Source organism: Saccharopolyspora elongata, from assembly GCF_004348985.1.
In the GTDB taxonomy this organism is placed as follows: domain Bacteria; phylum Actinomycetota; class Actinomycetes; order Mycobacteriales; family Pseudonocardiaceae; genus Saccharopolyspora; species Saccharopolyspora elongata.
The window spans coordinates 1-20,993 of the sequence record NZ_SMKW01000020.1 but is presented as its reverse complement, the minus strand read 5'-3'; the positions used below and the strand labels follow the sequence as shown (position 1 = coordinate 20,993).

Sequence of the window (20,993 nt, the reverse complement as noted above, 5' to 3'; positions counted from 1 at the left end):
GACGGATTCAGGGGGTGTGCGGGCGGAGCCGGGGCTGGGTCTGCTCGTAGGCGCGGGCGGCGCGGAGGACCTTGGCGTCGGCGTGGCGGGGGCCGATGATCTGCAGGCCGATCGGCAGCCCGTCGGTGGTGTTCCCGCAGGGGACGTTGATGGCCGGTTGCTGGGTCATGTTGAACGGGTAGGTGAACGGGGTCCAGCTGGTCCAGCGCGGGTGGGGGGAGCCGGGCGGGACTTCCAGGCCCGCTTCGAACGCCGGGATCGGCACGGTCGGGGTCAGCAGCAGGTCGTAGGTCTGGTGGAAGGCGCCCATGCGCTGGCCCAGCAGCATCCGGGTGTTGGTGGCTTCGAGGTAGTCCTGCGCGGAGTAGGTGAGGCCTTGCCGACAGATCTCGTGCAGCCCGGGGTCGAGCAGTTCGCGCTGTTCGGGGGTGAGGTGTTCGACGGACTTGGCGGCACCGGCGAACCACAGCACGTGGAAGTCCTCGACGGGGTCGGTGATGCCGGGGTCGACCTGCTCGACGACGGCGCCGAGTTCTTCGAAGGTGCGGGCGGCGGCGGTGATCGCGCGGGCCACCTCGGGGTCGACGGGGGTGCCGAAGCCGAGGTCGAGGCTGATCGCGATGCGCAGGCCGCGCACTCCGGAGTCGAGTCCGTCCAGGAAGGACGTGCTCGGTGGTTCCAGCGCGGACCAGTCGCGGCTGTCCGGTTCGGACAGCACGTCGAGCATCAGCGCGGTCTCGGTGACGGTGCCGGTCATCGGTCCGGCGTGGGCGAGGGTGCCGTAGGGGCTGGCGGGGTAGTGCGGGATCCGGCCGTAGGTGGCTTTGAGGGCGACGATGCCGCAGAACGCGGCGGGGATGCGCACGGATCCGCCGCCGTCGGTGCCGATGGCCAGGGGCGCCATGCCCAGCGCGACGGCCGCGGCGGCGCCGCCGCTGGAGCCGCCGGCGGTGCGGGTGGGGTCCCACGGGTTGCGGGTGATGCCTTGCAGCGGGCTGTCGGTGACGCCCTTCCACGCCAGTTCCGGCGTGGTGGTCTTGCCGACGAACACGGCGTTGTGCTTGCGGAGGCGGGCGACGGAGGGTGCGTCGGTGGTCCACTGCTGGTGCGGGTCGACGGTTCGGGAGCCGCGCAGCGTCGGCCAGTGCTCGGTGAGGAAGATGTCCTTGATCGAGGTCGGCACGCCGTCGAGGCGCCCGGCGGGTTCGCCGCGGTGCCACCGCTTTTCGGATGCTCTGGCCTGGTCGATCGCGCGGTCGGCGTCGACCAGGCAGTAGGCGTTGACGGCCGGGTCGGCGTCGGCGATGCGGCGCAGCGCGGCCTCGGTCGCCTCCACCGGGGACAGCTCGCCCGCGGCGTAGGCGGCGAGCAGTTCGGTGGCGGTGAGGTCGGCGACCGTGCGTTCGGCCGGGTGCGTGTTCGCCATCAGTGCTCCGTTCCGCTGATGTAACCCCGTTGCTTGTCGACCACGTTGCGCAGCTGCGTGCCGTCGGTGTAGCTGCGCAGGTTCTCGAGGAACAGGTCGACGAGTTCGTCGACCCAGCCGATGGTGTCGCCGGACATGTGCGGGGAGACGAGCACGTTGGGCATCTCCCACAGCGGCGAGGTCTCCGGCAGTGGTTCGGTGTCGAAGACGTCCAGGGCGGCGCCGCCCAGTTGCCCGGCTCGCAGGGCGGCGATGAGGTCGGTTTCGACGACGAGTTCGCCGCGGCCGACGTTGATCAGCCGTGCGGTGGGCCGGCAGTGGGCGAGGACCTCGGCGTCGACGAGTCCCTTGGTCTGCTCGGTCAGCGGGGCGGCGAGCACGACGTAGTCGAAGGCGCCGATGACGTGGGAGAGGTCGCTGGAGGCGTGCACGTCTCCGAAGTCGGGGTCGTCGCTGCGCCCGACGCGTCCGGCGCCGGACACGGTGAGCCCGGCGGCGGTGAGCTGGCGGGCGATGGCGCGGCCGATCGGTCCGGTGCCCACGACGAGGGCGGATTTGCCCGCGACGCGTTCGGTCACGCGGTGCTGCCACTGCTTGCGGTCCTGCAGCCGCAGCGTGGTGTGCAGGTCCTTGGCGAAGGCGAGCACGGTGGCGAGCACGTATTCGGCCATCGGGCGGTCGAAGACGCCGCGGGAGTTGGTCAGCAGCACGTCGGAGTCCTGCAGCGCGGGGAACAGCAGGCGGTCGACTCCGGCGCTGGCGGCGTGCACCCAGCGGAGGGCGTCGGCGCGGGGCCAGGCGTCGGTGACGGCCTCGGAGCGGAAGGCCCAGACGAACAGCACGTCGGCGCCGGGCAGCGCGTCGGCCAGTTGGTCGGCGTCGGCGTAGCGCAGCTCGGCGTGGGCTTGGATGCGGGCCATTTCCGCCGGTGGGGTCCCGCCGTGGAGGACGACGACCGTGGGAGTGCGGTGGATCATGACCTGACCTTAGGTGCGGTGGGGTGTGGGGGCCGGGCAGCGGTGATCGTCGGGCGCGCCGGGTTAAGAGTTCGTTTCGCCCGCGCTGAACGGGAAAACCGCGTCGGTACGGGGCATTGACACGCTATGAAGCGTTCGTAGGATTGTCAACAATCCACGGGTACCCTCGGCGACCGAGGCGATTCCCGACCACGCGCGGCGGGGCCGGGACCGGAGGAGATGAGTCAACAGTCCCCACTCCTGCGAACGGAAGATCACGATGCCCAGGTACCTGTCGATCACGCTGGAAAAGCGCGGTGTGTCCTGCGTGGCGGAGCTGCTGGACAAGGACGCCCCCCGCACCTGCGAAGCCGTGTGGCAAGCGCTGCCCCAGGTCGGACCGGTGCACCACGCCAAGTACGCGCGCAACGAGATCTACACGATGGTGCCGCGGTTCGCGGCCGACGAACCCGGTCAGGAGAACCCGACGGTCACTCCGATCCCCGGCGACGTCGTGTACTTCTCCTTCCCCGGCGGCATGCTCGACCGCCAGTTCAAGGAGGAGAAGAACATCCACGAGCTGCCCGGCGTGATCGACCTGGCGATCTTCTACGGGCGGAACAACCTGCTGCTCAACGGCGACGTGGGTTGGGTGCCGGGCAACGTGTACGCCACCATCGTGGAGGGGCTGGACCGGATGGCCGAGGCGTGCAACGACGTCTGGCGGTCCGGCAGCGTCGGCGAGACCCTCCGCTACGACCGCTACCAGGATTGACGGGGGAACAAATGCCGCCTGACTTCCTCGGGGCGGTATCGGGCCCGGAGCCGCAACGCGGCGTGGGAGTGATCGCCCCGTTCGACCTGGCGTTGGACCGCGAACTGTGGCGGTGGACCCCAGAGGGTGTCTCGCTGTACTTGACGCGCACGGCGTTCGTGCCGGTGCCGGTGACCGTCGAGCAGGCCAGCCTGGTCAGCGACGAGGCGGCGGTGCACGGCGCGACCCGCGACCTGCTGGTCCCGGAGCCGGAGGTGGTCGCTTACGCGTGCACCTCCGGCAGCTTCGTGAACGGGGCGACGGGGGAGCGCGCGCTGGTGGAGGTGATGCGGCAGGCCGGTGCGCCGGCCGCGGTCACCGCCTCCGGCGCGCTGGTGGAGGCCCTGCAGATGCTGGGCGCCGGCCGGATCGCGATCGCCACGCCGTACGTGGAGAGCGTGACCGAGCGGTTGCACGGTTTCCTCGACGAGCACGGGATCGACGTGGTCACCAGCGTCGGCCTGGGTCTGCTCGGCCAGATCTGGAAGGTCAACTACCGGCAGGTGGTGGACATCGTGCGCTCGGTCGACCGGCCGGAGGCCGAGGCGATGTTCATCAGCTGCACCAACCTGCCGACCTACGACATCATCGGGCCGCTGGAGCAGGAGCTGGGCAAGCCGGTGCTGACGGCCAACCAGGTCACGATCTGGGCGGCGCTGCGCGAGATGGGGCTGCAGGCGGTGGCCCCGGAACAGCGGCTGATGCAGGTGGTGGACGCGCCGGCCGCGTGACGATCGCATCAAGAACGGGTTAGCCGCGACGGACCCTGCGGTAACATTGTCAACAATCGACCGGTTGTGCGGTGTTGGCGTCGACGGATCCGCAGCGGTGGTGTCGGAAACGATGTCGACTAAGGATGGAGCTACCGGTGCCGTTCACCGCAGGAATTCTCTACCCCGGCTACAGCGCCGAGGACGACTACCCCGCGCTCGAAGGGCTGCTCGGTGGTGATATCCGGCTGCCCCTGGTGCACACCTTGATGCGCGAGGACGCGCATCGGGTGGACGCATTGCTGGACATCGGCTCGGACGACGTGCTCGCCGACGGTGCGCGGCAGCTGCTGGAGCACGGCGTGCAGTCGGTGATCTGGGCGTGCACCAGCGGCAGCTTCGTCTTCGGCCCGCAGGGCGCGCGGGAGCAGGTGGAGAAGCTGCAGGCCGTCACTGGGCTGCCGACGTCCAGCACGTCCTTCGCGTTCGTGCACGCCGCGGCGGCCCTGGGGCTGCGGCGGGTGGCGGTGGCCGCGACCTACCCCGACGACGTGGCCACCAGTTTCGTCGAGTTCCTGCAGGCCGCGGGCCTGGAGGTGGTGAGGTTGTCCAGCCGGGGCATCATCACCGCCGCCGAGGTGGGCACGCTCGGCCGCGACGCGGTGCTGGAGTTCGCGGCGGCCAACGACGACGACCGGGCCGATGCGCTGCTGATGCCGGACACCGCGCTGCACACCGCGGCGTGGCTGGGTGAGCTGGAGGACCGGCTCGGCAAACCGGTGCTCACCGCCAACCAGGTCAGCGCCTGGGAGGCGCTGCGGCTGGCGGGTGATCGGGCGGCGCACGACGGATTGGGAACGCTGTTCCGCAAGGGAACAGGAGGGGAGCGCAATGCCTCCCTGGAATGAGGAGATGGTGTCAGGTGCTCGGGACCGACGAGCAGAACCAGCAGCCGGGTGAGTTAGAGCCGGTCCAGCGCAAGTCGACCGCGGCGATCGTGGCCGACCAGCTGCGGGCGGCGATCATGTACGGGTCGCTGCCGCCGGGAAGTCAGCTGGGCGAAGCCGAACTCGCCGCCCGGCTGGGCGTCAGCCGGGGGCCGCTGCGGGAGGCCATGCAGCGGCTGGTCGCCGAAGGGCTGCTGCGCAGTGAACCGCACCGCGGGCTGTTCGTGATGACGCTGGACGCCGAGGACGTCCACGACATCTACCTGGCCAGGCTGGCGGTGGAGCGGGCCGCGTGCGAGCAGATCGTCCGCCACCACCGGGTGGAGGCGGTGGCGGAGCTGACCGCGGCGCAGAGCCGGATGGTCGCCGCGGCGGGCAAGGGCGACTCGATCGAGCTGGCCGACGCCGATCAGGAGTTCCACGAGACGCTGGTGCGGGTGTCGGGCAGCCCGCGGCTGCAGCGGATGGCGCAGACGCTGCTGGTGGAGAAGCGGATGTGCCTGACGGCGCTGCAGGACAAGTACCACGCGGACGTGCAGGCACTGGTCGATGAGCACAAGGGGCTCGTCGACGCGATCGAGACGGGCGACGAGCAGCTGCTGCTGGAGCGGCTGACGGCGCACATGACCGACGCGCTGGAGCGCCTCAACGGCTCCATGGCGAGCTGACGCACCTGAAGCGGGGCGGGGTTTCCTCCACAGTGGAGGGAGCCCCGCCCGCTATGCAGGACGAGCCGCGAACCCTCTTCTCGTCAGAGGCCGCCGACGGCGACGTACTTGGTTTCCAGGAACTCGTCGATGCCGAACTTGCCGCCTTCGCGGCCCAGTCCGGAGTGCTTCACGCCGCCGAACGGTGCCGCCGGGTTGGACACGATGCCCTGGTTGAGGCCCACCATGCCGCTCTCCAGCGCCTCCGACACCCGCAGGCCGCGCTGCAGATCGCGGGTGTAGAGGTAGCTGACCAGGCCGTACTCGGTGTCGTTGGCCTGGGCGACGACGGCCTGCTCGTCGGTGAAGGTGGTGATCGGCGCGACCGGCCCGAAGATCTCCTCCCGGCCCATCCGGGCCTCCAGCGGCACGTTCGTCAGCACGGTCGGCTGGTAGAAGTAGCCCTCGCCGTCGCGGCCGGCGCCGCCGGTGACGACGTCCGCGCCGAGCCGCACCGCGTCGGCGACCAGCTCGGTGACCTTGCCCAGCTGGGCGTCGTCGATCAGCGGGCCCACCTGGATCTCGTCGGTGACGCCGCGGCCGACCCGCAGGCCGCTCATCCTTTCGGCGAGCCGCCGGGAGAACTCCTCGGCGACGTCGGCGTGCACGTAGAACCGGTTGGCCGCGGTGCAGGCCTCGCCGATGTTGCGCATCTTGGCCAGCATCGCGCCGTCGACCGCGGCGTCCAGGTCGGCGTCGTCGAACACGATGAACGGCGCGTTGCCGCCCAGCTCCAGCGACACCTTGAGCACCTGGTCGGCGGACTGCTCGATGAGCTTGCGGCCCACCGCGGTGGACCCGGTGAACGACAGCTTGCGGGCGCGGCCGTCGCGGATCATCGGCTCCATCAGCTTGCCCGCGCTGCGCGAGGTGACCACGTTGAGGACGCCGTCGGGCAGCCCGGCCTCGATGAGGATCTCGGCCAGCGCCAGCATCGACAGCGGCGTCTGGTGCGCCGGCTTGATCACCGAGGTGCAGCCCGCGGCGATGGCCGGGCCGATCTTGCGGGTGCCCATCGCCATCGGGAAGTTCCACGGAGTGATCAGCAGCGCCGGGCCGACGGGCTGGCGCATCACCAGGAACCGGCCGCTGCCGTTGGGCGCCACCGCGTAGTCGCCGCCGATGCGCACGGCCTCCTCGGAGAACCAGCGGAAGAACTCCGCCGCGTAGGTGACCTCGGCCCGCGACTCGGTCAGCGGCTTGCCCATCTCCAGCGTCATCAGCAGCGAGAGGTCCTCGTGCCGCTGCATGATCAGCTCGAAGGCGCGCCGCAGGATCTCGCCGCGCTCGCGGGGCGGGTGCTTGGCCCACTGCGGCTGGGCGTCGGCCGCGGCCGCCAGCGCCGCCAGCCCGTCGTGCGGGGAGGCGTCGGCGACCGAGCACAGCGCACGGCCGGTGGACGGATCTTCGACCTCGAAGCTGCGGTCTCCTTCGGCGTCGCGCCATTTGCCGCCGATGAGCAGTTGCTTGGGCGCGGCGTCGACGACGGCGGCCTCTCGGGGGTGCTGTTCGGTTGAGATCGTCATGGCAACGGCGAACCCTTCTGCCTCGGGTGGTGGACAGCGACGCTCGGTGATGGTTGCATGTCAGCGGAGATTGTCAACAATCCTACATTTTGCATGTCACGAACCTTGGAGTCGATCATGGCTGAGCTCTCGCCGGTGCTGAAGCAGGCCACGCCGGTCCTGGCCGCTCGCGGGGAAGGGGTCTACCTCTACGACGAGCAGGATCGCCGCTACCTGGACTTCACCGCCGGGATCGGGGTCACCAGCACGGGACACTGCCACCCGCGCGTGGTCGAGGCCGCCCAGCGCCAGGTGGGTACCCTCATCCACGGCCAGTACACGACCGTCATGCACCGGCCCCTGCTGCGGCTGACCGAACGGCTCGGCGAGGTGCTCCCGGCCGGCCTGGACCGGCTGTTCTACGTCAACTCCGGCAGCGAAGCGGTGGAGGCCGCGGTCCGGCTGGCCCGGCAGGCCACCGGACGGCAGAACATCGTCGCCTTCCAGGGCGGCTTCCACGGGCGCACGATGGGCGCCGGCGCGCTCACCAGTTCCGGGGTGAAGGTGCGGGCCGGGATCGGCCCGATGATGCCCGGCGTCGTGTTCACCCCGTTCCCCGAGGCCTACCGGCACCGCTGCAGCGAGGCCGACGCGGTGCGCTTCGCGCTGGCCGAGTTCGACCAGCTGCTGGTCACCGTCAGCTCGCCGCGCGACACCGCCGCGATCATCATCGAACCGGTTCTCGGCGAGGGCGGCTACATCCCCGCGCCGCCGGAGTTCCTCGCCGGCCTGCGGGAACGCGCCGACCGGCACGGCATCCTGCTGATCCTCGACGAGGTGCAGACCGGCGTCGGGCGCACCGGCCGGTTCTGGGGCCACGACCACGCCGGCATCCGCCCCGACATCCTGATCACCGCCAAGGGCCTGGCCAGCGGCTTCCCGTTGTCGGCCATCGCCGCGCCGGATGCGCTGATGAGCCAGGCCTGGCCCGGCTCGCAGGGCGGCACCTACGGCGGCAACGCGGTGTCGGCCGCTGCAGCGCTGGCCACCCTCGACGTGGTGCGGGACGAGGGGCTCGTCGACAACGCCGCCGAACAGGGCGCCCGGCTGCAGGAGGGCCTGCGCAAGGTCGCCGCCGAACACCCGGTGATCGGCGACGTGCGCGGGCTGGGCCTGATGCTGGGCAACGAGTTCAGCACCCCCGAGGGCGCGCCGGACACCGAGACGGCCACCCGCGCGCACCAGGCCGCCGCCCGGCGCGGGCTGCTGCTGCTGACCTGCGGACCGCACGGCAACGTGGTCCGCATGGTCCCGCCGCTGATCGTCACGGCCGAGCAGGTCGACGACGCCGTCGGGCTGTGGGCGGAAGCGGTGCGCGACGCCGTCAACGGCTGACCACCACGGCCGTGGTGGCGGGTTGTGAGGTCGCCCTCATGCCCGCCACCAGCCGAAACAGGTGGTCTCCGATCACCGTTCGGTAGCGGTGGGTGATTCCCCGGCGGTCTTCTGCGATGCTTCACGCCAAACCCGGCGCGTGCGGGGCGCGCCGGATCGAACCGACGCGGGTGTGTGCATGAGCGACTGGTCGGCGGGGCAACCGCCGAGGAGCCGGAGACCGCAAGGCGGCGGCGAGAGGTACGACTACTACCGGGGCGCCCCGAGCGGGCCGCCACCCGGACGGCGTCCGCCGCCGCCCCCTCCGCCTCATCAAGGCCCTCGGCGGCCGATGGACGACGAGCGGCCACCGCCGCCGCCGAGGCGCAAGCAGAAGCGGTGGGGCCGGCGCATCGGCATCACCCTGGTCGTGCTGGTGCTGCTGCTGGGCGGCCTGGTGATCTACTTCGACAGCATGCTGCAGCGCACCGACGCGCTGTCGTTCAGCGGGCAGGCCCCGGACTCGTCCGGCTCCAACTGGCTGCTGGTCGGCTCCGACAGCCGCGAAGGCCTCGACGACGCGCAGCGCGAAGAACTGTCGGCCGGCGACGCCGGCGGCCAGCGCACCGACAGCGTGATGCTGGTGCACATCCCCAGCGGCGGTGGTCAGCCCGCGCTGATCAGCCTGCCCCGCGACTCGTACGTGGAGATCCCGGGCCACGGCAAGACCAAGCTCAACGCGGCGTTCTCCTTCGGCGGCCCGCAGCTGCTGGCGGAGACCGTCGAGAAGGCCACCGGGGTGCACATCGACCACTACGCGGAGATCGGCTTCGGCGGGTTCTCCGATCTGGTCAACGCGGTCGGCGGGGTGGAGATCTGCCTGGACAAGCCGATGGACGACGACATGGCGAACGCGCACCTGCCGGCCGGCTGCCAGGAGCTGGACGGCCCGCAGGCCCTGGCCTTCGTCCGGGCGCGCTACTCGCTCAAGGGCGGTGACCTGGAGCGTGCGGAGAACCAGCGCAAGCTGCTGGGCGCCCTGGTCAACAAGGCGACCAGCCCGTCTACGCTGATCAACCCGTTCCGGCTGTTCCCGCTGGCCTCCAGCGCGAGCAAGACGTTCGTGGTCAACGACAGCGACCACCTGTGGCACCTGGCGTCGCTGGGCCTGGCGATGGGCGACATCAGCGGCGGCGAGGGCGTGACCACCAGCGCGCCGTTCGGCCGCTTCGGCAAGGACTCCGACGGCGGCTCGGTCATCGTCTGGGACTCCAAGGCAGCCAGTCGCATGTTCGACGCGATCGCCAACGACCAGCCGATCCCGCCGGACCTGCTGAACAAGTAGACCGCGCGACCAACGATGCGGGCCGCCCCGGAGGTTCCGGAGCGGCCCGCATCGCCGTTGGGAGGGACGGTCAGGAGATGAATCGCTTGAGCTGCTTGCCGTTGCCGTTGAAGGTGTCCTGCCCGCCGGGGAAGATGCCCTTGTCGTTGTGCTGCCAGATGGTCTGGTAGCCCCAGCCGGCCGGCAGCGCGCCGAGGTCGGTGCCGTAGCGGGCGATCCACAGCGGGTTGTTCGGGGCGAAGTCCGGATTGGACGCGGTGCAGCGGTTCCACCAGTCGGTCGTGGTGTAGATGACCGGGAAGCGCCCGGTCCGGTCGTGGTAGGTGTTGCTGAAGTCGGCGATCCACCGCGACATCGCGGCCGGGTCCAGGCCGTAGCAGGCCTCGCCGTACGGGTTGTACTCGATGTCCAGCGCCCCCGGCAGGGTGCGACCGTCGTGGCGCCAGTCACCGCCGTTGTCGACGAAGAAGTTGGCCTGGTCGCGGCCGGTGGAGCGGTCCGGCAGCCCGAAGTGGTAGGAACCGCGGGTCATGCCGACGTCGTGGGAACCGTCGTACTGCTGGGCGAAGCGGGCGTTGCGGAAACCGGTGCCCTCGGTGGCCTTGACGTAGGCGAACCGGGCACCGTCGGCCCAGGCCCGGGGCCAGTCGACGTCGCCCTGGTGGCCGCTGACGTCCATTCCGGACACCGCACCGGCCGGGAGGGGGAGGGAACGCGCTTGGGTGTCCTTGCCGCCCGGCAGGCTGTAGCCCGCCCAGGCGCCGTTGGGATCGTCGGGGCTCAGCCGCGGCGCGGTGCGCGACTGCTCGGCGTTGGCCGTGCCACCGGCCAACGCGGCCGTCGCGATCATTGCCGCGAGCAGCGCTGCGGTCCTACGTGGACGGCGGGAAACGTCGCGGGCCGGGCGTCGCCGTTGGCGGCTGAAGATCGGGCCGCGGAATCTGCGGAGCATGCACTCGCCTCCTCACCAGCAAAGGCATCGTCGTCGAGCGGGACCGGGCGTCCGAGGTCTCGGACCGGGGTGGGGTGGGGATCTTGCGCGTTCGGAGAATAACCCGCACATTGCGGACCCGCTGAGTCCCGCCACGGCGTTTCGCCGGTTTTGCCCCATGTGGACACGGGCCGTCCACTGTGGTGGTAATCGGCGTGATCCACGTCTCCCGATTGGAGAATCGGCCTCGCGTCCGGTAGGTCTCGGGCATGGCACAGCGAACGGGCGGTCCCGGAGCGGGGCGGTACAGGGACCGGCGACCGGGTGATCGCCGGCGCGACGAACGGCCCCGCGGTGATCGCGGCGACGAGCAAGCGCTGCGGCAGGAACTGCGCGCCATGCACGGCGCGAGCTACGGCCGCTACAAGTCCTTGGGCGGCCGCTGGTCCTTCGGCGGATTCACCTTGGAGGTCCAGCGCGTGCAGCCGGACCCGTTCGCCCCGGCCAGCCGCTGCGAGGTCCGGGTCGACCCGGCGGTCGCGGGCTTCCCCGAGCAGCTGTGGTCGACGCCGGTGCGCGCGCGGGCGCTGGCCGGGTACCTGGTGCGGGCGGTGTACCGCAGGCTCCGCGACAGCCGGTTGCGGGTCGACGCCGGCCGGCAGGAGGTGCTGGACCGCAGCGCCTGCCAGATCGCCGGGGGAGCGGTGGTGCTGCGCCTGGGCATCGACCTGCCGGGACGCGGCCGGACCATCGACGGCAGGCAGGCGGAGCAGGCGCTCTGCGACGAGCTGCCCGACGCGGTGGAGGCCGCGCTGCGCTGGGCCACGGCCGATCAGCGGCGGCTGCGGGAGTTCGTGGACTCCATTGAGGACACCGATGCGCTGCGGCGGATGCTGCCGGACCTGGGGCTGGTGGCGTTCGTCGCCGACGGCGCGATGCTGCCCCGGCGCAGCGGCGTCGACGAGCGGCCGCTGACCGACGGGGTGCCGTTCACCACGCCGGAGTCGCTGAGCGTCGAGGTCGAGCTGCCCAACCGGGGCCGGGTGCGCGGCATGGGGGTGCCCGAGGGGATCACCCTGATCGTCGGGGGCGGGTTCCACGGCAAGTCCACGCTGCTGCGCGCGCTGGAGTTCGGCGTCTACGACCACGTTCCCGGCGACGGCCGGGAGCTGGTGGTGTGCCGCGAGGACACCGTCAAGGTGCGCGCCGAGGACGGGCGGCGGGTGCACCGGGTGGACGTCAGCCCGTTCGTCGGCCACCTGCCCACCGGCGCCGACACCACCGACTTCTCCACCGACAACGCCTCCGGCTCGACCTCGCAGGCCGCCGCGATCGTGGAGGCGGTGGAGGCCGGGGCGAAGGTGCTGCTGGTCGACGAGGACACCGCGGCGACGAACCTGATGATCCGCGACGCCCGGATGCAGGCGCTGGTCGCCAAGGAGTCCGAGCCGCTGACGCCGTTCGTCGACCTGATCCGGCCGCTGCACGCCGCGCACGGGGTGTCGACGGTGCTGGTGATGGGAGGCTCCGGGGACTACATGGACGTGGCCGACCAGGTGCTGATGCTCGACGCCTACCACGCCCGTGATGTCACCGAGCGCGCCCGGCAGTTGGCCGCCGCGCCCACCGGCCGCCGCTCGGAGGCCGAGGCGTTCCCGCAGGTCCGGCACCGCGTGGTGGATCCGCGCTCGATCCCCACCGAACGACCGAAGGTCCGCGCCCGCGGAGTGGACGCGCTGACCCTGGGAGAATCCACTGTGGAACTGCGCGGCGTGGAGCAGGTCGTCGACCCCGCGCAGGTCACCGGGATCGGGCTGGCGCTGGTCAGCTGCGCGCGGCGGGGTGTGCTCGACGGAGCCCGCACCGTGGCGGAGGTGCTCGACGCCTTCGCCGCGGACGTCGCCGAGCGCGGTGTCCTGGCCGTCGACGAGCGCTACGTGGGCGATTTCGCCGTGCCGCGGCGCTTCGAGCTGGCGGCCGCGCTGAACCGGCTCCGGGTGCTGAGGGTGGCCGGCTTTCGCACGTGAGGAGGTTTGCCCGGTGGCGGCGGGCGGGCATCATCGAGGCGAGTGGTTTCCCCGATGTGCTGTCGCGCGCACGCGCGGCGGACGGGAGGCGAGCGATGCCTCGCATGGGTTTCCCGGATCGAACCACCACTGGTTACGCCGATCGCCGGCACGCCGGGCGGGTCCTGGCCCAGCGGATGACCGGCCTGGAGCTGGTCGATCCCGTGGTCCTCGGGCTGGCCAGGGGAGGGGTGCCGGTGGCCGCCGAGGTGGCCCGGATGCTGCAGGCGCCGCTGCGGGTCTGCGTGGCCCGCAAGATCGGCGCGCCGAGCCAGCCGGAACTGGCCGTCGGCGCCGTGACCGCCGACGGCCCGCCGAGCTACGACCAGCAGCTGGTGCGCTCGTTCAACCTCGACGAGCGGACCCTGGAGGCGGCCTGCGAGCGTGAGCGGGCCGAGGCGCGGCGCCGGGAGCGGCTGTTCCAGCGTGGCGAACCGCTGCCGCTGGCCGGGCGTGACGTCGTGCTGGTCGACGACGGGCTGGCCACCGGGGCCACGGCGCGCGCGGCGGTGCGGATGCTGCGCGGGTCGGCGCCGCGCAGCGTGGTGCTGGCCGTGCCGGTGGGGGCGCCGGACGCGGTCACCGCGCTGCGCGCGGAAGCCGACGTGGTGGTGTGCGTGCTGCAGCCGGTCGGCTTCGCCGCGGTGGGGCAGTGGTACCGCGATTTCAACGCCACCACGGACGAGGAGATCTTCGAGATCTTGCGGGCGCTCGACCAGCCGTAAAACTTGCCAAACTGGCAATCTTGCAAATGTGGTAAGTTTCGCTATGGTTGTCCGCATGACCGCCGAAGACGACGCCCGCATCGGGCTGCGGGAACGCAAGAAGCGCCAGACACGCCTCGCGTTGAGCCGGGCGGCGATCCGCCTGACCGTCGAACGCGGATGGCAGGACGTCACGGTGGACGACATCGCCGCGGCCGCCGACGTCTCGCCGCGCACCTTCCGGAACTACTTCGCCGGCAAGGCCGAGGCCATCGCCGCCAGCCACCTCGAACGCGCCCTGCGGATCGCCGAGGAGCTGCGCGCACGACCGGCCGCCGAGCCGCTGTGGCAGGCCATCGGCAACGCAGTGCAGGCGCAGTTCGCGCCGGCGCCGGACGACCGGCAGCCCCGCGACCAGGGCTGGATCGACGGCCTGCGGCTCATGCTCGCCGAACCCGCCGTGCAGGGCGAAGTCCTCAAGGCGAACGCGATCGCGCAGGACGAGCTGGCGAAGGCCATCGCCGAACGCATCGGCACCGACGTGGCGCACGACCTGTACCCGCAACTGGTCGCCGCAGTGGTCGGCGCCGGCAGCGCCACGGCCGTGACGCACTGGCTGCGCGAAGACCCGCATGGCTCCGCCTTGCCGCTGCTGCGCGAGGCGTTCGCCCGGATCGCCGCCGGACTCCCGGTCCCATGAGGACGATCCGGCCCATTCCGCCCACTTCGACGAAGGAGCACAACCCCCGATGATCGCCGATGTCGTCATCGCCGGTGGCGGCCCGAACGGGCTCATGCTGGCCTGCGAGCTGCGCCTGGCCGGGCTGCGGCCGATCGTGCTGGAGCGCCTGACCGAGCCCAGCGACGAGCCCAAGGCCAACGGCCTCGTCGGCCAGGTCGTGAAGATGGTCGACCGCCGAGGGCTGCACGAGCCGCTCAGCGGCGGCCCGCAGCCACCTCAGCCGAACTCCGCGTACTTCATGTTCGCCGGGATGAGCCTGAACCTGGGCCTGCTGGCGGACAGCCCCGTCTACAACCTGGCCGTGCCGCAGCGCCGCATCGTGGAAGTCCTCGCGCAGCGGGCCACCGAGCTCGACACCGACATCCGCTGGGGACACGAGGTCACCGGCCTGTCTCAGGAGGACGACGCGGTCGCGGCGGAGGTCACCGGCCCGGACGGGCCGTACCGGCTGCGCGCCCGGTACCTGGTCGGCGCGGACGGCGCCCACAGCGTCATCCGCAAGCGCGCCGGCATCGGCTTCCCCGGCGTCAGCTACGACCGGACGACGAACCGGACGGCCAACGCCACCGTTCCCGCGGACTGGGTGGACCCCGCGACCGGCGCGCTGAACGTGCCCGGCAGCGGCGCGATCCTGCCGTTCCTGCCGCACCGCACCGAGCACGGCGGGTTCGGGTACGCGCCGTTGCCGGGGCAGGACCCCCTGATCAGCACCATCGAGTGGGACGAGCCGGAGACCGAGGCGCCGATGACCCTCGACGAGCTGAGGGAGAGCGCACGCCGGGTCCTGGGCGCCGACGTGCCGCTCGGCCCGCCCGCCGGCGCGGGGCCACACGTGCTGCGACGCCGCAGCGGCGGCAACACCCGCGTGGCCGACCGGTTCCGGGACCGCCGGGTGTTCCTGCTCGGCGACGCCGCGCACGTCTACACCGCGGGCGGCGGGCCCGGGCTCAACCTCGGCCTGCAGGACGCGATCAACCTCGGCTGGAAGCTCGCCGCCGAGCTCCGCAGCGACGCCCCGCCCGGGCTGCTGGACAGCTACGAGGCGGAACGCGGCGAGGCGGCCCGGCGCATGATCACCTACGCCCAGGCGCAGTCCGCGCTGATCGCCCCGGGCAGCGACGTCACCGCGCTGCGCGAGCTGTTCACCGAGCTGCTCGATGACCCCGGCACCGTCCAGCGCATCGCGGACCTCACCGCGGGCTCCGACGTCCGCTACGACATGGGAGCCGCCGGCGCGCATCCGCTCATCGGCCGGTGCGCCCCGGAATTCGAGCTGCACACCGAAACCGGGCCGGTGCGGCTGGCGGAGCTGACCCGCAGCGCGCGCCCGCTGCTGATCGACCTGACCGAGGACGGCTCCCCGGGAACGCTCGTCGGGCGCACCGACCAGGTGGACGTGGTCCGCGGGCGGCTCGCCGGAGCCGACATCGGTGCCACCGCCCTGCTCCTCCGGCCGGACTGCTACGTGGCGTGGACATCGGCATCGCCCCGCCCGGATGCCACCGAGCTGGACGCGCTCCAGGTGGCGGTCGGGCGATGGTTCGGCGTTCCGGTGACCGCCCGCGCCTGACCGGGAAACCACCGGCCGTCCATTGTGGTCAGTCCGCGTATTCCGGGCGGTCACCGGTGCGATGATCCGAGCGCGGACTCCTGGTAGTCCAGCCAGTCGGCGATGGCTGCGGTGAAGGCGGCAGGGTCCTCAAAGGGCAGGGCGTGGCCGCCGGGCAGCTCCAGGTAGCCGGCGCCGGGTATCGCGCGGGCGAGTTCGCGCTGGTGGGAGACGGGCACGATCTGGTCGTCGCGGCTGGCCAGGACCAGCGAAGGCGCCGTGATCGAGTGGAGCAGCGAGCGGATGTCCACGCGTGCGTCGAGCTCGATCAGCGGCTGCAACCGCTGTCGGCCCAGCATCTCGGTGAAGCCGGCGACGGCCTGCTCGAAGTCCTCGGCCGTTCGGCTCGCGAGGGTGGCCGGGCCCATGGCGGTGAGCTGGAGGTGCCGGGCCAGCAGCTCCGGGTCGGCGCGCAGCAGGCTTTCCCACAGGCCGAACTGGAACGCCTCTCGCGCGCCGCTTCGCGTCCAGGCCGCGTGGGCGACCAGCGAACGCACCCGGGCGCCGTGGCGGGCCGCGACGGCGGTGGCGATCACAGCCCCCAGCGAATGTCCCACGACGTGGAAATCGGTCAGGCCCGCTGCGACCGCGGTGGCGGCGGCCTGGTCGGCGAGGGTGACGATGTCGAGCGGTTCGGGCGAGACCGGGGTTCGGCCGGATCCGGGGAGGTTGATCGCGACGGTGGTGAAGCGGGCGGCGACGCTGTCGATCAGCTCGGTCCAGCTGCTCTCGGCGTCGGCTCCGGTGCCGTGGATGAGCAGCAGCCCGGGACCGGAGCCGGTGAAGTGGTAATCGACGGCGCAGCTCGTGGTGGTGGTCGGCATGGCGATGTCCTTCGTGGTCAGTGGTGGGCCGGGGCGTGGTTCGCGGATGCGGGATGCCTGTCAGCGCGGCGCCGGCCCGCGGTGACGATGGCGAGGACGAGACCGGCCGCGGTCAGCGCGGCGCCGACCAGGTTGGGGGAGGCATAGCCGAGGCCTGCGTCGATGGCGAGCCCGCCCAGCCACGCCCCGGCGGCGGCGCCGAGGTTGAATGCGGCGATGTTGGCGGCCGAGACGAGCGTTGCCGCGCCGCCGGCCAGCTGCATGACGCGCGTCTGGAGCGGCGGGATCGTGCCGAAGCCGACCGCACCCAGCAGGAACAGCGCGGCCACGGCTGCGGCCGGGTGGTGCAGCGCTGCGGGGAACAGCGCCAGGACGGCCGCGAGCGCGGTCAGGAGCGTGAAGATCGTCGGCAGGAGTGCGCGGTCGGCGGCCTTGCCGCCGAGGTAGGTGCCCACGACCAGTCCGGCCCCGTAGATCGCCAGCAGCCAGGCGATGCTGGCGGGGGAGAAGCCCGCCACCTCGGTCAGCATCGGGGCGACGTAGGTGAACGAGGTGAGCAGGCCGCTGAAGCCGATCGCGGTGACGGCCAGCGCCAGCCACACCTGCGGGCGGCGGAAGGCGGCGAGTTCGCCGCGCAGGCCGCTGCCCGGCTTGACGGGCTGATGGGGTACGAGGGCGGCGATGCCGATCAGGCCGACGACGCCCAGCGCGGTCACTCCCCAGAACGCCGAGCGCCAGCCGAAGTGCTGGCCGAGGAGGGTGCCCATGGGCATGCCGAGGACGTTGGCCAGCGTCAGCCCGGTGAACATCAGCGCGATCGCGCCGGCCTTCTTGCGGGCGTCCACCAGATCGGCGGCCACGACGGAGCCGACCCCGAAGAACGCGCCGTGGGCCAGTGCCGACACGACCCGTCCCGTCATCAGCATGCCGTAGGTCGGGGCGAGCGCGGACGCGACGTTGCCGATCAGGAACACCAGCATCAGGCCCAACAGGGTCTGCTTGCGGGACCACCGGGTGGTGGCCGCGGTGAGCACCGGGCCGCCGACGACCACGCCGAGGGCGTAACCGGAGGTGAGCAGGCCCGCGGTGGGGATGGACACGCCGAACGCCGCGGCGAGGTCGGGCAGCAGGCCGTTGGTGATGAATTCGGTGGTACCGATCCCGAACGCGCTGATGGCCAGGGCGAGCAGGGCCAGGGGCATGGCGACGGCCTTTCGTGCCGGTTGGTGTTGACCGGGCAAGCCTCGGCCGCGGCTGCGGGGCTGCCCAGGCCTCGCCGTTTCGTAGGAGCGCGGTGCGTACCCCTGGCAGGGTCAGGTTGCGGCGCCGTGCGTCGGGCAGACTGGCCGATGTGGACGATGGTGAGCTCGGGGCCTTCCTGCGGTCGAGGAGGGCGCGGCTGAAACCCGAGGACGTGGGCCTGGTGTCGTACGGTGTGCGGCGGCGGGTCCCGGGGTTGCGCCGCGAGGAACTGGCGCAGCTGGCGGGCGTGAGCGTCGCCTACTACACGCGCCTGGAGCAGGGGCAGAGCCGCAATGCCTCGGCGGAGGTGCTCGACGCGATCGCGCGGGCGCTGCGCCTGGACGACACCGAGCAGGCGCACCTGCGGGACCTGGCGCGGCCCGTGCGCGCGAAGCGGCGGACGCCGCGGCCGGAGTCGGTGCGGCCGCGGCTGAGGCACCTGCTGGATTCGATGGATGCGGTGCCGGCGCTGGTGATCGGCCGCCGCAACGACGTGCTGGCCTGGAACCGGCTCGGGCACGCGTTGCTGGCGGGGCACCTGGAATTCGGCAGCCCGAACCGGGTGGCGGACCAGCCCAGCCTGTCGCGGATGCTGTTCCTCGACCCGCACACCCGCGAGCTCTATCCGCAGTGGACGGACGAGGCGCGTGGGCACGTCGCCTACCTGCGGCTGGTCGCGGGCCGCTTCCCGGACGACCCGCTGATCGCGGGGCTGATCGGGGAGCTTTCGATGAAGAGCCCCGAGTTCGCGGAGCTGTGGGGCCGGCGACGGGTGCGTGACTGCACCTACGGATGCAAGCAGTTGCGGCATCCGCTGGTCGGGCCGCTGGAGCTGGAGTACCAGGCCTTGCAGGTGCCGGACCAGCAGGATCAGCGGCTGGAGTTGTTCACCGCGGAACCGGGTTCTCCTTCCGAAGCGGCGCTGCGGCTGCTGGGAACCTCCATCGGCGGGGCGGCGAAGCTGCCCGCGTCGCTGCCCGGCTGATCCGGATCGCCGGGCGTCAGCGGTCCGCCAGGAGGACCAGGCCCGCGTCGGTGGGGCGGAAGCCGCAGGCGTCGAAGTAGAAGCTGCGCAGGTGCGGCTCGAAGTCGACGTGCAACCAGGTGCAGCCCGCGCCCTGGGCGGCCTGCGCCGCGCGCCGCACGAGTTCCGTTCCGATGCCGCGGTGCTGGTGGTCTGGGCGGACCTTGGTGTCGAGCAGGAAGGCGTGGTCGGAGCCGTCCCAGGCGACGTTGACGAAGCCGATCAGCGCGCCGCCTGGCAGCCGCGCCGTCACCCAGCCCAGGCTGTGGGCGCGGACCCGGTCCCACCAGCCGGGCTCGGCCGTGCCGCCGTGGGAGAGGGTCAGGGACACGAGTTCGTCGTCGGAGGCCTCGGCCCGCCATCGGTAGTCGATCTCCACCGCCCGATGGTCGCAGCCCGCCGCCGGGGAGCAAATCGCTTTTCCGGCGCGGGAATCCGCCCCCGCCGCGACATTCAGTTTGATATTTCTCATGATTTCAGTGTCGATCAAAATTAATCCTCCGGACCAACCTCCACCAACCGAGGCCATGACGCGATAACCTCGCGGCACCTACTCCTGCGCTGCGGAGAACCGGGAAACGGGTGGACTTGCGCCACCGGTCGGGGGGCTTCTGGCGCGTCAGGGTGGAGCTAGGTGTCCGTCTCGGGTTGATTGGTTCGTTATGACTGCCGCTGGACATTCCGACAACACGCCGACGCAGGCGGGTAGGCACACGCCACCTCGGCGGTCGGGGACGAGACGGAGTGCCGATTCCGGCGAGTCGGGCTATTCGGCCGAGGTGGCGTGGCAGGTGGGCGAGGCCGCCGCCGCGCTGGGCGATCGGCTGCGCGACCCCGCTGTGCCGCACAGCGTCGAGGAGATCGAGCAGGTGATGCGCGGGTTCTCGCTGACGGTCGAGGGCATGGCCGCCGGGTGCGGCGGGGTGACCGAGTGGCTGCGGGCGGCCGGGCACGTCGGCCCGCTGTCCGGGCACGCCAGCGTGATGTCGGAGCGCCTGTCGCACATCGGCAAGGAGCTGACCCGGTTGGCCGACGCGATCGAGAAGGCGCAGAAGCGCGCGAGCTGACGCGGGGCGCGCGGGCGAACACCGTCGGTGCTGCGCCGCGGCGAGCGTAGTGGTGCTGCACGGCTGTTGCGGGCCTCTCAGTATGTTGGTGCCAACATCACGACCGCGATGATCGAATGCGCTCCGCGGAGCGGGCTCGGTGGCGCGGTCGTGGGGATCAGCGCGGCGCTGCTGGTGGGCGCGTTGGCAGGTCGGCGGTCGGGCGCCGGTCCTGCCGCGGGTGCTGCGTGCTGGTCTGCTGCTGGAGTTCGGTTGCAGGCGGGGCCTGCGTGTGCGTGTGGAGGTGGCCCCTTTGGTTCGCGGCAGTGTCGGTGATTCCTCTGCCGCCTTTGATTCGCTGTTCAGCGAGGTGTTCTCGGGGACGTCGGGCGATGCTTCGGCGTCGGAGCGCGGTCTGGCGTTGGGCACGTTGCTGGATGCGCAGGCGCACGAGGTGGTGTCGAAGGCGGTTCGGGCCACTGTGGACTGGGGCAGCCGGGAGCTGGACGGTGCGCATCTGCTGTGGGCGGTGACGCAGGTGCCGGCGACGGCGGAGTTGCTGGTGTCCTCCGGGGTGCGGGTGGAGGAGTTGGCGGCCGCGGTGCGGTCGGCGGTGGTGGCGCAGGATTCCGGGGCGGTGGGCCGACCGGTGCTGTCGTCGGCGGCCCGGCGGGCGTTGCTGGGGGCTTATCAGCAGGCGTTGGGCGAGGGTGTCGACGTGGTGGGGGCGCGGCACCTGGTGTTGGGATTGGCCGCGGATGCGGATTCGGTGGCCGGGAGGGCGTTGGCGCGGGCGATCGAGTTGGGTGATCGGGGTGCGGCTCGGTCGGTGTTGAGCGTGACGCCGCGGCTGGACGAGTTCGGGCTGGATCTGACGGAGCTGGCGCGGGCCGGGAAGCTGGATCCGGTGGTGGGCCGGGATGCCGAGATCGAGCAGGCGATCGAGGTGCTGGGGCGGCGGTCGAAGAACAACCCGGTGTTCATGGGGGACCCGGGGGTGGGCAAGACCGCGATCGTGGAG

General features: G+C 71.7%; 20 protein-coding genes. 13 read left to right on the top strand and 7 right to left on the bottom strand.

The features are described from left to right. Window positions 1-7: 7 nt before the first annotated feature. Complete coding sequence (locus tag E1288_RS16730; protein ID WP_132486085.1) at window positions 8-1,426, bottom strand: amidase; 1,419 nt, start codon at window positions 1,424-1,426, stop codon at window positions 8-10. Then, on the bottom strand, window positions 1,426-2,403 hold the full coding sequence (locus tag E1288_RS16725) for a D-2-hydroxyacid dehydrogenase (RefSeq protein ID WP_132486083.1): 978 nt from the start codon (window positions 2,401-2,403) through the stop codon (window positions 1,426-1,428). Before E1288_RS16725 ends, E1288_RS16730 begins: the two co-directional genes overlap by 1 nt. Before the next feature lie 259 nt (window positions 2,404-2,662). On the opposite strand from E1288_RS16725, the gene E1288_RS16720 reads away from it, so the two are divergent. The 4 genes from E1288_RS16720 (at window position 2,663) to E1288_RS16705 (ending at window position 5,521) form a co-directional block, all read left to right on the top strand. Then, window positions 2,663-3,157 (top strand): DUF3830 family protein, encoded by a 495-nt coding sequence (locus tag E1288_RS16720; RefSeq protein ID WP_132486081.1) that lies wholly within the window; start codon window positions 2,663-2,665, stop codon window positions 3,155-3,157. A gap of 11 nt (window positions 3,158-3,168) precedes the next feature. Continuing rightward, entirely contained in the window at window positions 3,169-3,927 is a 759-nt protein-coding gene (locus E1288_RS16715; protein WP_132486079.1) for a maleate cis-trans isomerase family protein, read from the top strand. 137 nt (window positions 3,928-4,064) lie between these two features. Beyond that, window positions 4,065-4,814 carry a maleate cis-trans isomerase family protein gene (locus E1288_RS16710; RefSeq protein WP_456320502.1) on the top strand — a complete coding sequence of 250 codons (750 nt, stop codon included), beginning with the start codon at window positions 4,065-4,067 and terminating at the stop codon, window positions 4,812-4,814. Window positions 4,815-4,828: 14 nt separating this feature from the next. Continuing rightward, complete coding sequence (locus E1288_RS16705) at window positions 4,829-5,521, top strand: GntR family transcriptional regulator (RefSeq protein ID WP_132486075.1); 693 nt, start codon at window positions 4,829-4,831, stop codon at window positions 5,519-5,521. A gap of 83 nt (window positions 5,522-5,604) precedes the next feature. Here the strand turns inward: E1288_RS16705 and E1288_RS16700 are convergent, their stop codons facing one another. After that, window positions 5,605-7,086, bottom strand: a complete 1,482-nt coding sequence (locus E1288_RS16700; RefSeq protein WP_132486073.1) for an NAD-dependent succinate-semialdehyde dehydrogenase — start codon at window positions 7,084-7,086, stop codon at window positions 5,605-5,607. Window positions 7,087-7,203: 117 nt separating this feature from the next. Here E1288_RS16700 and E1288_RS16695 point away from each other — a divergent pair, with 117 nt between their 5' ends. Together E1288_RS16695 and E1288_RS16690 are read left to right on the top strand one after the other, a co-directional pair. Beyond that, the gene (locus E1288_RS16695; RefSeq protein ID WP_132486071.1) at window positions 7,204-8,460 is read left to right on the top strand and encodes an aspartate aminotransferase family protein; all 1,257 of its coding nucleotides are present in this window, start codon (window positions 7,204-7,206) and stop codon (window positions 8,458-8,460) included. A gap of 331 nt (window positions 8,461-8,791) precedes the next feature. Continuing rightward, window positions 8,792-9,784, top strand: coding sequence for an LCP family protein (locus tag E1288_RS16690; RefSeq protein WP_235883600.1), 993 nt, complete (start codon window positions 8,792-8,794; stop codon window positions 9,782-9,784). A 70-nt stretch (window positions 9,785-9,854) separates the two neighbouring features. Here the strand turns inward: E1288_RS16690 and E1288_RS16685 are convergent, their stop codons facing one another. Beyond that, a complete protein-coding gene (locus E1288_RS16685; protein ID WP_132486229.1) occupies window positions 9,855-10,634 on the bottom strand; it encodes a lysozyme in 780 nt (259 codons plus the stop codon). A gap of 350 nt (window positions 10,635-10,984) precedes the next feature. Between E1288_RS16685 and E1288_RS16680 the strand changes: the two genes are divergently transcribed. The 4 genes from E1288_RS16680 (at window position 10,985) to E1288_RS16665 (ending at window position 15,797) form a co-directional block, all read left to right on the top strand. Beyond that, window positions 10,985-12,742, top strand: coding sequence for an ABC-ATPase domain-containing protein (locus E1288_RS16680; RefSeq protein ID WP_132486067.1), 1,758 nt, complete (start codon window positions 10,985-10,987; stop codon window positions 12,740-12,742). 95 nt (window positions 12,743-12,837) lie between these two features. Next, a complete protein-coding gene (locus tag E1288_RS16675) occupies window positions 12,838-13,506 on the top strand; it encodes a phosphoribosyltransferase (protein WP_408013472.1) in 669 nt (222 codons plus the stop codon). Window positions 13,507-13,561: 55 nt separating this feature from the next. Beyond that, on the top strand, window positions 13,562-14,185 hold the full coding sequence (locus E1288_RS16670) for an acyl-CoA-like ligand-binding transcription factor (RefSeq protein ID WP_132486065.1): 624 nt from the start codon (window positions 13,562-13,564) through the stop codon (window positions 14,183-14,185). Between the two features lie 49 nt (window positions 14,186-14,234). Further along, window positions 14,235-15,797, top strand: a complete 1,563-nt coding sequence (locus tag E1288_RS16665) for an FAD-dependent monooxygenase (protein WP_132486063.1) — start codon at window positions 14,235-14,237, stop codon at window positions 15,795-15,797. 50 nt (window positions 15,798-15,847) lie between these two features. Here E1288_RS16665 and E1288_RS16660 read toward each other — a convergent pair whose 3' ends face one another. Together E1288_RS16660 and E1288_RS16655 are read right to left on the bottom strand one after the other, a co-directional pair. Continuing rightward, window positions 15,848-16,660 (bottom strand): alpha/beta fold hydrolase, encoded by an 813-nt coding sequence (locus E1288_RS16660; protein ID WP_132486061.1) that lies wholly within the window; start codon window positions 16,658-16,660, stop codon window positions 15,848-15,850. A gap of 17 nt (window positions 16,661-16,677) precedes the next feature. Beyond that, window positions 16,678-17,862: an MFS transporter gene (locus E1288_RS16655; RefSeq protein WP_132486059.1), complete on the bottom strand. Its 1,185-nt coding sequence runs from the start codon at window positions 17,860-17,862 to the stop codon at window positions 16,678-16,680. 149 nt (window positions 17,863-18,011) lie between these two features. Here E1288_RS16655 and E1288_RS16650 point away from each other — a divergent pair, with 149 nt between their 5' ends. After that, a complete protein-coding gene (locus E1288_RS16650) occupies window positions 18,012-18,887 on the top strand; it encodes a helix-turn-helix domain-containing protein (RefSeq protein ID WP_132486057.1) in 876 nt (291 codons plus the stop codon). A gap of 16 nt (window positions 18,888-18,903) precedes the next feature. Here the strand turns inward: E1288_RS16650 and E1288_RS16645 are convergent, their stop codons facing one another. After that, on the bottom strand, window positions 18,904-19,305 hold the full coding sequence (locus E1288_RS16645) for a GNAT family N-acetyltransferase (RefSeq protein WP_207954387.1): 402 nt from the start codon (window positions 19,303-19,305) through the stop codon (window positions 18,904-18,906). A 400-nt stretch (window positions 19,306-19,705) separates the two neighbouring features. On the opposite strand from E1288_RS16645, the gene E1288_RS16640 reads away from it, so the two are divergent. After that, a complete protein-coding gene (locus tag E1288_RS16640) occupies window positions 19,706-19,993 on the top strand; it encodes a hypothetical protein (RefSeq protein WP_235883599.1) in 288 nt (95 codons plus the stop codon). A 283-nt stretch (window positions 19,994-20,276) separates the two neighbouring features. Next, window positions 20,277-20,993 (top strand): Clp protease N-terminal domain-containing protein (locus E1288_RS16635; protein WP_328592463.1); only part of this gene is annotated, 717 nt, incomplete at its 3' end.